This window comes from Mesoflavibacter zeaxanthinifaciens subsp. sabulilitoris (assembly GCF_014191595.1).
In the GTDB taxonomy this organism is placed as follows: Bacteria; Bacteroidota; Bacteroidia; order Flavobacteriales; family Flavobacteriaceae; genus Mesoflavibacter; species Mesoflavibacter zeaxanthinifaciens.
Genome location: NZ_JACHWV010000005.1, coordinates 231,136 through 246,740, shown reverse-complemented (window position 1 = coordinate 246,740; position 15,605 = coordinate 231,136). Strand labels below are relative to the sequence as shown.

Here is a 15,605-nt window from a genome sequence, read left to right as displayed (position 1 = left end):
TTTATAGGTTATTAATAGTCCAAGATACGTAGTATTGAGATCCAATAAATCCAGTACCAAAAGCTGTAAAGTACTCATCACCTAACAGGTTTGTTGCTCCAGCCTTAAATGTAGATTTTAAACTTGGAACTCTGTAGTTGATTTGTGCATCAATTGTGTGGTATGCAGGTACTTCTCCATCACCAAACGACGCTTCCCAGAAGTAAGCATCACTCCATCTCCAAGCAAGGTTAAATCCAAAGTTTTTAAATAACTCTGTGTTACCAAATGTTGCTTTTACTTTATGTTCTGGAGTATTGAAGTTTGTTCTAAAATCTGGATTATTTTCTTGATCAAAATCTAATTTTGCGTATGTATAGTTAAATCCTAAGTCAAAATCATTTAAGACTTTAGTTGTTACACCTAATGCAGTTCCGTAAGAATTTACGTTAGCATCAGAGTTAGTGTATGTTTGATAAGCTTGGTAATCTCCATTTTGAATAGCTAATAAAGATAAAGAGTTATCTCCAACTGTTCCGTAGAAAGGAGCGATTACAGTTTCATTAGCTAAGAAATCTTTGTAAGAGTTATAGTATGCACTTACGTCTACTATAAACTTATCTAATTTACCTCTGTACCCAACTTCAAAAGAAGTTACTTGTTCTGGTTGAGCAAAGTTAGAATTTGCGACTTTTAAATCTGCAGGATTTGTTGATTCTGCAAAATCTTGTACAGAGTTAGCTAAGTATGAGTTTGTATAAGCACTTTGTCCAGAGAAGTCTATAGTTGCAGAGTTTGTAAAAGCTTGACCTGCAGGACTTACATTGTAAGTGTCTACATATCTTTCTGGGTTATCTAAAGCACCACCAACTAATACAGCTCTTCCTACATCTAGACCAATGTACAAGTCTTGAGTAGTAGGGTTTCTAAATCCTGTTTGAACAGAAGCACGGAAGTTATGATCTTTATTAACTGTAAATCCTAAAGATAATCTAGGAGAAAAGAATCCGTCAAATAATTCTGATTTGTCATAACGAACAGAACCTGTTGCTTTTAATTCTACATTTTCACTTAAGTCGAAGTTTTTTTGAATTTGAGTATAAAAACCAACTTCAGAATAATCTATAGGACCATCATTATCTGTATAAATAGTTCCAAAAGAGTTTAATTTATACTTTCTATAAGATCCACCTATTTGAATTTCAGCAAAATCAATCATGTCACTAAAGTTATAATTAGCATCTGCATGATAGATTTTTGAATTATCTTGAAATTTAGAACCAGTGCTTAAATCAGGATCTCTTGTAACTTTGTTAAACGCATTTTGAAATTCTGGTGTTCCTGGTAAATATCTTCCTGTATCTGCAGCAGCTCTTGCAGCGTCATGCTTTTGCTGTTCTGATAGGCCTAAAGGGTTACCACTTAACTCTATACCTGCAAAGGTTGCAATGTAATCTCCAAACCAATCTTCGTCACTCTTCCATGATCTATTAATATTGATTCCTGTAAAAACCATATCGTAAGAATCTCCAGCTTTATCTTCTGTTACATAACCTCTTACAAAGAAGTTTTTATCTCTAATTTCTAATTTATGTTGTTGTAAAAAGAAATTATTGATATTGTATCTATTTGCACCTTGGTAAATAGTGTTACCAGAACCAACTTTTCCTACATAAGCAATTTCAAAATCACTATCTGTAAATGGTCTAAAATATAATCCCCAATCTGCTTTTATACTTTCAGCATTATAGTTAGTTAGATCTCTTTCGTTATAACCAGTTCTACTTACTGTTACATCGGGAATAATACCTAAACCTGAAGCAGATCTAATGTTTGTAGATACTTCATCTCCATAAACGTTAATGCCATCATAGTCATAGTCTGATCTTGTTAAGCCTCTATTTAATTTATCTTTTTCGTTAGTTGCAGCCCAATCAGTTCCTTTTAAGTAACCAAAATTAACTTTTACAGCAAATTTATCTGAAAATTTATGAGCCATTCTAATACCTAAATCTGTTAAAGGATTGTCTCCAGCCGCTTCTTGAGATGTTATACCTCTTTTAATATAACCACTAATTCCTTCATGATCAAAAGGGTTTTTACTTCTCATGAATAAGATTCCGTTAAAGGCATTTGCACCGTAAAGAGCAGAAGATGCACCAGGTAAAAGCTCTACACTTAGTACATCAGTTTCTGTCATACCTAATAAGTTACCTAACGGGAAGTTTAACGCAGGAGCAGAGTTATCCATACCATCTACTAACTGCATAAATCTAGTGTTAGCAAATGTTGCAAAACCACGTGTGTTAATAGATTTGAATGTTAAACTATTTGTATTAATGTCTACACCCTTAAGGTTTTCTAACCCATCATAAAAATCTACAGAAGCAGTGTTTTTAATTTCTTTTAAACCGAATCTCTCTACCGTTACAGGAGATTCAAAAATACGTTCTGGTGTACGAGACGCAGAAATAACAACTTCATCTAAAGATGTTCCTTCTGTTAAAACGATGTCTACTTTTTGATTGTTAGAGGTAATTTCGGTTGTTTGACTTGTAAAACCAACACTACTTACTTGTATACTAAAAGGTGGTGTTTGGTTTGTGTTTAAAGTAAAATTTCCGTCAAAGTCTGTTACTGTTCCTTCTGAAGTTCCGAGGATAATAACATTAGCACTAGGTATAGGTTGTTTACTTACATCATCTACAACTGTACCTGTTATTGTTGTTTGCGCAAAAGTAATGGCGCAAAAGAACAACATTGCAATTTTAAGGGTTGTCTTCATTTTTTAGATTTAGTTTAATTATTGTAGCAATATACGTTTTTTAACTAAATCTTAAAAAAAAGTGAAAGAAAATTATGCGTGCATAATAAGTTTTTGCGAAAAAAAATAGCTTCAAAATCTATTATTCGTAAAAATCACCAGGGATTATTGAATATTTTAAGATTTTGAAGCTAGTGTTAACTATTTAGTTTTTATTCTACTGTAACTGATTTTGCTAAGTTTCTTGGTTGATCAACATTTTTACCTAACATAACAGCAATATGATATGATAAAAGTTGTAATGGTATTGTTGTTAATAAAGGAGTTAAAGATTCGATAGTTTCTGGAACTTCAATGACATGATCTGCCAATTCTTTTACGTCTTGGTCACCTTTAGTTACAATTCCTATTATTTTACCTGACCTTGATTTTATTTCTTGGATATTGCTTACTACTTTTTCATAATGTCCTTTTTTTGTTGCAATTACAAATACTGGCATTTGATCATCAATCAATGCAATTGGTCCGTGTTTCATTTCTGCAGCAGGATAACCTTCTGCATGGATATAAGAAATTTCTTTTAGTTTTAGAGCACCTTCTAAAGCTACCGGGAAATTAAAACCTCTACCTAAGTATAAACAGTTTTTTGCGTCTTTATAGGTTTCTGCTACCATTTTTATATGGTCGTCAGATTTTAAAGCTTCAGCTACTTTATTAGGTATTAATTCTAATTCTACTAAATGTTTTTGAAATTCAGAATTAGATAAGTTTCCATTAGATTTAGCTAATTTTAAAGCTATAAGCGTTAGTACTGTAATTTGAGTTGTAAATGCTTTTGTTGAAGCTACACCAATTTCTGGTCCTGCATGAGTGTAAGCACCTGCGTGTGTTTCTCTAGCTATAGAAGAACCAACAACATTACAGACACCAAAAACAAAAGCTCCTTTTTGTTTAGCTAATTTAATGGCTGCAAGTGTATCTGCAGTTTCACCAGATTGAGAGATTGCTATTACAACATCTTTTTCTGAAATTACTGGATTACGGTATCTAAACTCAGAAGCGTATTCTACTTCAACAGGTATTCTTGCTAGGTCTTCAAATATATATTCTGCAACTAATCCAGCATGCCAAGAGGTACCACATGCGACGATAATAATTCTATTAGCGTTTAAGAATTTTTCTAGATTATCATCAATACCAGCCATTTTTATAATGCTATCATTGACTCTTAATCTTCCTCTGTAGGTGTCTTTTATAGCGTTAGGTTGTTCATGAATTTCTTTAAGCATGAAATGTTCATAACCACCTTTTTCTATTTGTTCTAAATTTATTTTTAATTCTTGAATGTAAGGGTCTACTAAAGAATCGTTTTTGATTTTTCTTATTTTAACTCCTTTTTTAAGTCTTACAATAGCCATTTCTTCATCTTCTAAATAAATAGCTTTTTTAGTGTATTCTAAAAAAGGTGATGCATCACTTGCTATAAAAAACTCTTCTTCTCCAACACCTATAGCTAATGGACTTCCTAATTTAGCTACGACTATTTCGTCTGGTTTATTTTTGTCAAAAACAGCAATAGCATATGCTCCTACAACTTGGTTTAGTGCAATTTGTACTGCTTTTCCTAATTTAACTTTTTCGTTTTTCTTAACGTCTTCAATTAGGTTTATTAAAACTTCGGTATCTGTATCTGATTTGAAAGTGTAACCACGTTTGATTAACTCTTTTTTTATAGATTCATAGTTTTCAATAATTCCATTATGAATTATTACTAAATCACCAGAGTTAGAATAATGTGGATGAGAATTTACATCGTTTGGTACACCATGAGTAGCCCAACGTGTATGACCTATTCCTACAGAACCATCTTTTGAGATTTCTGTTTTAACTTTTTCTTCTAAATCAGCAACTTTACCTTTTGTTTTTGATAACTTTAGTTCTGATCCATCGTATAGAGCTATACCGGCACTATCGTAACCTCTATATTCTAGTCTTTTTAAGCCTTCCATTACTATAGGATAAGCTTCTTTTTTTCCTATGTAGCCTACAATTCCACACATAATTTTTAGTTTTCGGTTTCTGTGTAATAAATTTCAAAAGTTGCTCTGTTTTCTTCAGGAACAGATTCTTTACTACCATAAAGTACAGTACCTTTAGGAGAGATAGTTGAACTTGAAGGAACAAAATTTATCATATCTTCTTCAGTTGTGTTTATTATTCTTGAAGTGGATATGTTGTTTACGTTAGTTGAAACAAATATTCCTAAATCTAAATTTGTCGAGTCGCTTATAAGGATATTTTTAACATGCTCTGTTAATCTAAATTTGTATCTAATACCGTTTTCATCTTCGTCTCTTTCTAAACGTGGCGCATAAATAATTTTTGAGTTTATTGGGTTTAAAAAGTTGCTAGAAGCATCAAAATAATAATCTATAATAGGTACATTGTTTTTTAAATCGTAAAGCATTATTCTTTCTGATTCAACATCATTAGAACTACTTTGGTTATTAACAAGATCTTGATTTACGTAAAAAATTAAGTCTGCCTCATTAATTAACCATTTTTCATTTTTTTCTTTAAAATATTCTAGAGCAGGAACATCACTTCCAGATTCATCTTGAACTGTACCTTCAAATAATTTAATGACAGAAAAGTTTCCATTCATTCCTTTTAAATACAAATTGTCATCACCTAAAGTAGCGTCACCATCTGTAGGCGTGGTATATAAATTATTAAAGTTGTTAGCTTTAATTCCTGTAAAGTCTAAAGTGTATTGGCCTGTTAATAATTCTTCTTGATCAACATCATCTTCATCGTAATAGTTATATTCTAAAGTTATATTAGCATTGGCATCACTTAAATTAAGCATAGCCATACTACCGTCTCCTGTATTGTCTTCTACTTTAAAAATTAATCCTCTAAAGTAATTATAAAAACTACTGTTGTTTGAAAGTTCTTCGCTGTCTTGATAAGGAAAAAATAAATTTCCCCAATCGCTTAAGTTAATGATGTTTGCGTTGCTATCATTAAAAAGATCTACATAAATTCCAGGAGCTAAAACCTCTGTTTCATCATCTTCGTTAGTAATACTGTGAGTAGAATTACTAATTGAAAAATCGTTGTTTTCATAAAGTAACTCTAGTGTTTGTGAATTTACATCTATAGTTTCAAATATGTTTGAGTAATAAAGCTGTTGGTCTTCAAAATCTGAAGCAGGGTCTAAGTCTCTTAATAGGTAATTGCTTCTATAAATAGAAAGTTTAAATGTTGCAGATTGATTACCAAAAACAGAATCTAATGTATATGTAGAAACTCCATCATCATCTGTACTTTCTATTTCAGAATAATATGGTATGTAAAGTTTTACAGATTGAAGTGTTGGGTTTACACCAAAATCTGGGGATAAGTTTGTTGGTAAAACTTGAGTTATAATACTTGCTTCTGTAGCTCCGTAAGGTTGCATATCGTCATGATATACACCTAAAAGATTGTTTGGTAACCCGTTTGTTTGAATTGGATTACTTTTTTTAGTATAAGAAACAAAAGGGAAAACTTTACGATTGGTTTCAAAGTTTTGTACACCTCTTATATCGCTATCAACATTTAAGTAATCTCTGTCGCAACCTACAGTGACTAAAGCGATTAAACCTAATATAGCTAGTGGTTGAAAGGCTTTACTTATATATTTTTTCATTAATTTTTATGCTTTTATTAGCTTAAAACGTCATTATTGTAAAAATTAGTGTAAGCTTCACTAAATTCATCTTTCGGTTGGTAATCTAAGACAGGTTTTTTAGAATCTTTTAAATGTTTTGTTAAATCTTCAGGAATATCTTCAGAACCAACTATTAAAGCGTCAGATTGGTCTATTGCAACCTTCATTAGGCTTGAGTATGTAGGATTTTCTAAAACCTTAATCTGGTCTTCTTCTATACCATCAAATTTTATTTTATTAATTAGATCTTTATTTAACGTCTCGTCAAAGCTTTGGCTGTAAACAGATGTTACAATTTTACTTTGATTAAACAAAGGTTCATCTTTATAAAACTGTTTTAAGTATAATGGCAATAAAGATGCTAGCCAACCATGTACATGAATGATATCTGGTGACCAATTTAATTTTTTTACAGTTTCAATTACTCCTTTTGCAAAAAAAATAGCGCGTTCGTCATTATCTTCAAAAAGATTGCCGTTTTCATCTGTAAATGTTGCTTTTCTTTTAAAGTATTCGTCATTATCGATAAAATATACCTGAATTCTTTCTTTAGGTATAGATGCAACTTTAATAATTAAAGGCATATCTAAATCGTTAATAACAAGGTTTATTCCAGATAAGCGTATTACTTCATGTAATTGGTGTCTTCTTTCATTTATATTGCCATATCTAGGCATAAAAATTCTTATTTGCCCTCCTTGTTGATTCACCATTCTAGGTGTTTCAAACGACATTGACGAAATTTCAGTTTCTGGTAAATAAGGCACCACTTCAGATGATACATATAATATCCTCTTATCTTTCATAAATTACTAGCTTTTTAGAATTAAAATTAAAAAACACGCAAAAGTACAAAATTTTATGCAGATTGCCACTAAAAGATTAAGTTTGCATGCGTTAATTAAATAATAAACAATGATTGTTTTTAGAAAAAAAGACGAACTTAATGCTAGGATTTCTTCTTTAAAGGAAGAAAATACGACCGTTGGATTTGTACCAACTATGGGTGCATTACATCAAGGCCATTTAAGTTTAGTTGAAGAGGCTTTAGCTAATAATAATCTGGTTGTAGTCAGTATTTTTGTAAATCCAACACAGTTTGATAACTCTGAAGATTTAAAAAAATATCCACGAAATTTACAGCAAGACGTTGACTTGTTAAATACTTTATCTGATAAAATTATTGTTTATGCACCAACGGTAGAGGATATTTATGAAGGTGAAACTAAATCTAGAAAATTTAATTTTGATGGATTAGAACATCAAATGGAAGGTAAATTTAGAGACGGTCATTTTGATGGCGTAGGAACAATTGTAAAACTTTTGTTTGATATAGTGAAGCCTAATAATGCTTATTTTGGAGAAAAAGACTTTCAGCAATTAGCAATTATAAAAAAGCTAGTTTCAAAATATAATATACCTGTTAATATTGTAGGTTGTAAAATTAAACGAGACGCTAATGGTTTAGCTTTAAGTTCTCGTAACACAAGATTAAAACCAGAGCATAAGGTAGTAGCGCCTTTTATTTATAAGACATTAAAAGCTGCCAAAGAAAAGTTTGGCACAAAAAGTGCTAATAAAGTTGTAGAATGGGTTGAAAATCAGTTTGCTAATCACGAATTGTTAGAGTTGGAATATTTTACCATAGCAGACGAAGCAACCCTAAAAACAGTAAAACGTAAATCTAAAAACAAGCAATACAGAGCTTTTATTGCAGTATATGCAGGAAAAATTCGGCTAATTGACAATATAGCTTTAAATTAATTATCTTTGTCCCATGCAAATTCAAGTAGTAAAATCAAAAATTCATCGTGTAAAAGTAACAGGTGCAGACCTAAATTATATTGGAAGTATAACCATTGATGAAGATTTAATGGATGCAGCCAATATTATTCAAGGCGAAAAAGTGCAGATTGTAAATAATAATAATGGCGCACGATTAGAGACCTATGCAATACCAGGTCCACGTAATTCTGGTGAAATAACCTTAAACGGAGCTGCAGCAAGATTAGTATCTCCAGGAGATGTGTTAATTTTAATCACTTATGCTTTTATGGATATTGAAGAAGCTAAGGTATTTAAACCATCATTAGTATTTCCTGATGAAGCAACAAACCTTCTAAAATAGATGTCTAAAAGACCGATAATACAAGTTTTAAAAATAGTGCTCCCAATTTTATTGGGAGTTTTTTTAATCTGGTATTCTTTATCTAAAATATCAATCTCTGGCTTATTAGAATATTTTAAAAATGCCAATTATCTTTATATCTTTTTAGGTGTTATTTTTGGTTTATTAAGTCATTTATCAAGAGCTTACCGTTGGTTGTTTATGTTAGAGCCAATGGGTTATAAAGTAAAAATGGGTAATAGTATAATGGCAGTTTTTGCTGCTTATTTAATAAATTACACTATACCACGAGCAGGCGAAGTGGCAAGAGCAACCGTCTTAACAAATTACGAAGGTGTGCCTTTTCAAAAAGGTTTTGGGACTATTGTTGCAGAGCGTGTTGCAGACTTTATAGTCATGCTATTAATAATAGGAGTTACGCTAGTACTTCAATTTGAATTCATCTTTAATTTTTTTGCAGAAAAATTCGACCTAAACAAACTTATAGTTGCCTTTTCAATTTTATTGATTTTAGGATTACTTTCAATAATTTATATCAAAAAGAGTAGTTCAAAAATAACAATCAAAATTAAAAATTTTGCAAATGGTTTAATAGAAGGTGCGTTAAGTGTCTTTAAAATGAAAAAGAAATGGGCTTTTATCTTCCATACACTTTTTATCTGGGCAATGTATATTTCAATGTTTTATATAACCACATTTGCTATAAAGGATCTGGGTAATGTATCTATTGGAGCTGTTTTAATAGGGTTTATTTTAGCTACATTTAGTATAGCAGCAACAAACGGTGGTATTGGATCATACCCAGAAGCAATTGTAATAGCTTTTACTTTATTTGGTTTACCTGAAGATCCAAGTCGTGCATTTGGATGGATTATGTGGACATCCCAAACCCTATTAATATTTGTTTTAGGAGGACTATCTTTATTGTATCTTCCTTTTTTTAACCGAAACAAATAATTTGTACATTGCACTAAACTTAATCTATTAACCTTATGAAACGTTTTTTATTACTCCTAATAACGTTAGTTTTAAGCAATACGCTAACATCCCAAACCATTTATAAAGAAATAAACTCTGAAAAGTTAGGCGAATCTCGTCAATTAAAAATTCAAGTACCACGTAACTACGATACTTCAGATAAAAAATATCCTGTAGTTGTCGTTTTTGACGGAGATTATTTATTTGAAATCGTAGCAGGAAACGTAGATTATGCAGCCTATTGGGAAGATATGCCAGAAGCAATCGTAGTAGGAATAAATCAATATCAAAAACGTGAGGCAGATTGCTATTATAGCGAGCAAAACTCGTTACCAATAGAGACTGGTGCTGCTTTTTTTGAGTTTGTAAGTATGGAGCTTATTCCGTTTATAGATAAAAATTTCCGTACAGAAAATTTTAAAGTAGCAGTTGGACATGGGCAAACAGCAAACTTTATCAATTACTATTTATTAAAAGGTGTTCCTTTATTTCAAGCCTATATTAGTTTAAGTCCAAGTTTGGCACCAGATATGAAAACATATCTAACAGAGAAAATGCCAAAATTAGAACAAAAAATATTCTATTATTTAGCAGCAGCAAACAATGATAAAGGTGATATTAAAGAAGAAACCGAAGCGTTAGCAAAAAGTATTTCTTCAATAGAAAATGATAACCTTTTAGATCATTCTGAAGTTTTTACAGACGCGACACATTATTCTTTACCTGCGCAGGCTATCCCAAAAGCTTTACAAAAAATATTCTTAGTATTTCAACCAATAAGTTTAAAAGAATACAAAGAAACTGTTCTAAATCTTGAAGGAAATCCGGTTGATTATTTAAAAGAAAAATATGAAACTATAGAAACGCTTTTCGGTATAAAAAAGCCAATTTTAATTAACGATTTTAAAGCAATCGAAGCTGCGATTAAGAAAAAAGAAAAGTACGAATACTTTGAAGATTTAGGTAATTTAGCTCGTAAAGAATACCCAGATACCTTACTTGGACATTATTATCTTGGTCGTTTTTACGAAGAAACTGGTAAGTCTAAAAGAGCAATGAAAACATATCAATCTGCATATGTTTTACAAGAAATAGGAGGTATTACAAAAGATTTAGTTTTAGAGTTGGCAGAACAAATTAAATCAGACTTTGGGTATTAATGGCAAAAGTAAAAACAACGTTTTTTTGTCAAAATTGTGGCACACAATTTTCTAAGTGGCAAGGTCAATGTACATCTTGTAAAGAGTGGAATACCATTGTAGAAGAAGTTGTTCAAAAACCAGAAAAAAATGATTGGAAAACGTCAACTTCCAACACTTCAAAAAGAGTTTCAAAGCCTTTAAAACTAAAAGAAATTGATTCGTCTCAAGATGTAAGATTAGATACTAATGATGCCGAATTTAACCGTGTTTTAGGTGGTGGTATTGTACCAGGATCTTTAACGCTTTTAGGTGGAGAACCAGGTATTGGTAAGAGTACGTTGTTGCTTCAAGTGTCCTTAAAATTACCTTACAAAACGTTGTATATTTCAGGTGAAGAAAGCCAGAAACAAATAAAAATGAGAGCAGAACGTATTAATCCAAAAAACGAAACCTGCTACATTTTAACCGAAACCAAAACTCAAAATATCTTTAAGCAAATCGAAGCAATTGAACCTGATATAGTTATTGTAGATTCCATTCAAACATTGCATAGTGATTATATTGAAAGTTCAAGTGGAAGCATTTCGCAAATTAAAGAATGTACTACAGAGCTAATCAAGTTTGCTAAAGAAACCAATACACCAGTAATCTTAATTGGACATATTACAAAAGATGGACACATTGCAGGACCAAAAATACTAGAACATATGGTAGATACTGTACTTCAGTTTGAAGGCGATCGTAATCATGTGTTTAGAATTTTACGTGCTAACAAAAACCGTTTTGGGTCAACAAACGAGCTTGGTATTTATGAGATGCAAGGATCTGGTTTAAGAGAAGTCTCTAACCCAAGCGAAATTTTAATTTCTCAAAAAGACGAAGCTTTATCAGGTAATGCAGTTGCTGCAACTTTAGAAGGTATGCGTCCTTTAATGATAGAAGTACAAGCGCTAGTTAGTACAGCTGTGTATGGTACACCACAACGAAGTGCTACAGGTTTTAATGCCAAACGTTTAAATATGTTATTGGCAGTTTTAGAAAAGCGTGCAGGATTTAGATTAGGCGCTAAAGATGTTTTTTTAAATATAACTGGAGGTATTAATGTTGATGATCCAGCAATAGATTTAGCAGTAGTAGCTGCTATTTTATCTTCAAATGAAGACGAGCCACTTCAAACCGATTTTTGTTTTGCTGCAGAAGTTGGTCTGTCTGGAGAAATTAGACCAGTACAGCGTGTAGAGCAACGTATTCTCGAAGCTGAAAAGCTAGGTTTTTCAACCATTTTTGTGTCTAAATACAATAAGATTACTATTAAACCTAAAGGAATAAAAATTCAATTGGTTTCAAAAATTGAAGATATTGTAGATTTTTTAAGTTAGAATTATTAAAATTCTTCTTTAAGAGCTTCAATTTGAAGCTTTTTTTATGCTCAAAAATCAGACTTTTAAACAGAATTCATTAATTTCGCGACTCTTATAAGAAAAACGAAAACATGAATACTGGATTTCCTGAATATAAAGGACTTAACTTACCAAAAGTAGCAGAAGAAATTCTTAACTATTGGGAAGACAATAATATCTTCGAAAAAAGTGTAACCTCTCGCGAAAACGCAGAACCTTTTGTGTTTTTTGAAGGTCCGCCATCTGCAAACGGTTTACCTGGTGTACACCATGTATTAGCACGTGCAATAAAAGATATTTTTCCAAGGTATAAAACCATGAAAGGTTACCAAGTAAAGCGTAAAGCTGGTTGGGATACACATGGTTTACCAGTAGAATTAGGTGTAGAAAAAGAGTTAGGAATTACCAAAGAAGATATTGGTAAAAAAATTACAGTAGAAGAGTATAACGCAGCGTGCCGTAAAGCTGTAATGCGTTACACAGATATCTGGAATAACCTAACTCAACAAATGGGATATTGGGTAGATATGGACGATCCATACATTACCTATAAACCAAAATATATGGAAAGTGTTTGGTGGTTGTTAAAGCAAATCTACAATAAAGAATTGCTGTATAAAGGCTACACCATTCAGCCATATTCTCCAAAAGCAGGAACAGGATTAAGTTCTCACGAGCTTAATCAACCAGGAACATACCAAGATGTAACAGATACAACTGTAGTAGCGCAGTTTAAAGCTGTAGCAGATACGTTACCAGACTTTTTACAAAACGAAGGCGATATTCATTTTATAGCTTGGACTACAACACCTTGGACATTACCAAGTAATACAGCATTAACCGTTGGTCCAAAAATAGATTACGTTTTAGTCGAAACGTATAACCAATATACCTTCAAACCTATGAATGTGATATTGGCTAAAAATCTTGTTGGTAAACAATTTGACGGTAAGTATAAGCAAGTTGAAACAAAGCCAGAATTAATTGAATATAAAGAAGGAGACAAGAAAATTCCTTTCTACATCGTAAAAGAATTTAAAGGAAAAGATCTAGTTGGTATCAAGTACGAACAATTGTTAGATTACGTATTACCAAATGACAATCCTGAAAATGCATTTAGAGTAATATCTGGAGATTTCGTAACGACTGAAGACGGTACAGGTATCGTACATACAGCGCCAACCTTTGGAGCAGATGATGCTTTAGTGGCAAAACAAGCTACACCAGAAATACCACCAATGTTGGTAGAAGACGAGAATGATAACTTGGTACCATTAGTAGATTTACAAGGTAAATTTAGACCAGAAGTGACCGAGTTTGCTGGTAAATACGTAAAGAATGAATATTACGCAGAAGGCGAAGCACCAGAAAAGTCAGTTGATGTAGAAATTGCCATCAAACTTAAAATAGAAAATAAAGCCTTTAAGGTAGAAAAATACAAGCACAGCTATCCAAACTGTTGGCGTACAGATAAACCAATTTTATACTATCCATTAGATTCTTGGTTTATCAAAGTAACCGACGTAAAAGATAGAATGCATGAGTTAAATACAACCATTAACTGGAAACCAAAATCTACTGGAGAAGGACGTTTTGGTAACTGGTTAGCCAATGCAAACGATTGGAATTTATCACGATCACGTTATTGGGGAATTCCGTTACCAATTTGGCGCACAGAAGATGGTAAAGAAGAAATCTGTATCGGTTCTGTAGAAGAATTAAAAGCCGAAATGGCTAAAGCTGTTTCAGCTGGCGTACTTCAAAAAGATATTTTTGAAGATTTTGAAGTTGGCAACATGTCTGAAGACAACTATGATAAAATAGATTTACACAAAAACATTGTAGATCAAATTACGTTAGTATCGCCTTCAGGTCAACCAATGAAGCGCGAAAGCGACTTGATAGATGTTTGGTTTGATTCAGGATCAATGCCTTACGCGCAGTGGCATTACCCGTTTGAAAACAAAAACTTAATTGATAATAACGAAGCTTTTCCAGCAGATTTTATTGCAGAAGGTGTAGATCAAACACGTGGTTGGTTTTATACGCTTCATGCAATTGGAACAATGGTTTTCGATTCTGTAGCGTATAAAAATGTAGTCTCAAACGGATTAGTTTTAGATAAAAACGGACAAAAAATGTCTAAGCGTTTAGGTAACGCGGTAGATCCTTTTGAAACCTTAGATAATTATGGTGCAGATGCTACACGTTGGTACATGATTGGTAATGCCAATCCATGGGACAACTTAAAATTTGATATTGAAGGTGTAGAAGAAGTAAAACGTAAGTTTTTCGGTACGTTGTACAATACGTATTCGTTCTTCAGCTTATATACCAATTTAGATAAATTTAGTTATGCTGAAGCAGAAATTCCTTTAGCAGAACGACCAGAATTAGACCGTTGGATTCTTTCAGAATTACACACCTTAATTCAAAAAGTAGACGAATATTATGCCGAATATGAGCCTACAAAAGCAGCACGTGCAATTTCAGATTTTACGCAAGATTACTTAAGTAACTGGTACGTACGTTTAAGCAGAAGACGTTTCTGGAAAGGCGATTACCAAACCGATAAAATTTCGGCTTACCAAACGCTGTATACGTGTATGGTAACCATTGCAAAGTTAGGCGCGCCAATTGCACCATTCTTTATGGATAAGCTGTATTTAGACTTAAATAGCGTAACTAAAAAAGAGACGTTTGAAAGTGTTCACCTTTCAGATTTCCCTAAATACGATGCAAGCTTTGTAGATAAATCTTTAGAGCGAAAAATGGAGAATGCGCAAACAATTTCTTCATTAGTATTATCGTTAAGAGCTAAAGAGAAAATTAAAGTACGTCAGCCACTACAGAAAATTATGATTCCTGTAGATTCTGCACAGCAAAGAGAAGAAATAAAAGCGGTAGAAAGTTTAATAAAACACGAAGTTAATATTAAAGAAATCGAGCTTTTAGAAGACGCTTCAGATATCTTAGTTAAGCAAATAAAACCTAATTTTAAAGTGCTAGGACCACGTTTTGGTAAAGATATGAAGTTGATTGCTAGTGAGATACAAAAACTTGGCGCAGACGATATTAAAAATATTGAACAAAATAACACTTTAGACATCGATTGTAATGGAAAAATTATTACATTACAACGTGAAGATGTTGAAATAACATCGCAAGATATTGAAGGTTGGTTAGTTGCTAATGAAGGTAAAATAACAGTAGCTTTAGATGTAACTATTACAGAGCCATTACGTGAAGAAGGTATTGCAAGAGAATTAGTAAACCGAATTCAAAACCTACGTAAAGACTCTGGATTTGAAGTCACAGATAGAATTACTGTACAAATCCAAAACGATCAAAATATCGAGCAGGCTATTAACAACAATCTAGATTATATTAAGACCGAAACCTTAACTGATAATCTTGAAATTATTAACCAAATAGACAATGGTATAGAAATTGCTTTTGATGACGTAAATACCAAATTGTCTATTCAAAAAAATTAAAA

Annotated in this window: 10 protein-coding genes; 6 read left to right on the top strand and 4 right to left on the bottom strand. The window is 32.2% G+C overall.

The annotated features are described in order from the left end of the window. Position 1: 1 nt before the first annotated feature. From FHS04_RS09285 to FHS04_RS09270, 4 genes are all read right to left on the bottom strand, one after another. A complete protein-coding gene (locus FHS04_RS09285; RefSeq protein WP_106677207.1) occupies positions 2-2,764 on the bottom strand; it encodes a TonB-dependent receptor in 2,763 nt (920 codons plus the stop codon). Positions 2,765-2,955: 191 nt separating this feature from the next. Next, positions 2,956-4,803, bottom strand: a complete 1,848-nt coding sequence (gene glmS, locus FHS04_RS09280) for a glutamine--fructose-6-phosphate transaminase (isomerizing) (RefSeq protein ID WP_027879616.1) — start codon at positions 4,801-4,803, stop codon at positions 2,956-2,958. Positions 4,804-4,808: 5 nt separating this feature from the next. Then, positions 4,809-6,437 carry a DUF4270 domain-containing protein gene (locus tag FHS04_RS09275; protein ID WP_106677209.1) on the bottom strand — a complete coding sequence of 543 codons (1,629 nt, stop codon included), beginning with the start codon at positions 6,435-6,437 and terminating at the stop codon, positions 4,809-4,811. A gap of 17 nt (positions 6,438-6,454) precedes the next feature. Beyond that, positions 6,455-7,264, bottom strand: coding sequence for a glycogen/starch synthase (locus FHS04_RS09270; protein WP_106677211.1), 810 nt, complete (start codon positions 7,262-7,264; stop codon positions 6,455-6,457). Positions 7,265-7,373: 109 nt separating this feature from the next. Here FHS04_RS09270 and panC point away from each other — a divergent pair, with 109 nt between their 5' ends. The 6 genes from panC to ileS all read left to right on the top strand — a co-directional run bounded on the left by panC (position 7,374) and on the right by ileS (position 15,603). Continuing rightward, the gene (gene panC / locus FHS04_RS09265) at positions 7,374-8,222 is read left to right on the top strand and encodes a pantoate--beta-alanine ligase (RefSeq protein ID WP_106677213.1); all 849 of its coding nucleotides are present in this window, start codon (positions 7,374-7,376) and stop codon (positions 8,220-8,222) included. A 13-nt stretch (positions 8,223-8,235) separates the two neighbouring features. Then, complete coding sequence (gene panD, locus FHS04_RS09260; RefSeq protein WP_027879612.1) at positions 8,236-8,586, top strand: aspartate 1-decarboxylase; 351 nt, start codon at positions 8,236-8,238, stop codon at positions 8,584-8,586. Continuing rightward, positions 8,587-9,543 (top strand): lysylphosphatidylglycerol synthase transmembrane domain-containing protein, encoded by a 957-nt coding sequence (locus FHS04_RS09255; protein ID WP_106677215.1) that lies wholly within the window; start codon positions 8,587-8,589, stop codon positions 9,541-9,543. It abuts the gene before it with no gap. Positions 9,544-9,578: 35 nt separating this feature from the next. Continuing rightward, positions 9,579-10,724, top strand: a complete 1,146-nt coding sequence (locus tag FHS04_RS09250; RefSeq protein WP_106677218.1) for an alpha/beta hydrolase — start codon at positions 9,579-9,581, stop codon at positions 10,722-10,724. Next, entirely contained in the window at positions 10,724-12,085 is a 1,362-nt protein-coding gene (gene radA / locus FHS04_RS09245) for a DNA repair protein RadA (RefSeq protein ID WP_106677220.1), read from the top strand. Before FHS04_RS09250 ends, radA begins: the two co-directional genes overlap by 1 nt. Before the next feature lie 113 nt (positions 12,086-12,198). Next, on the top strand, positions 12,199-15,603 hold the full coding sequence (ileS, locus tag FHS04_RS09240; protein ID WP_106677222.1) for an isoleucine--tRNA ligase: 3,405 nt from the start codon (positions 12,199-12,201) through the stop codon (positions 15,601-15,603). Positions 15,604-15,605: the final 2 nt, after the last annotated feature.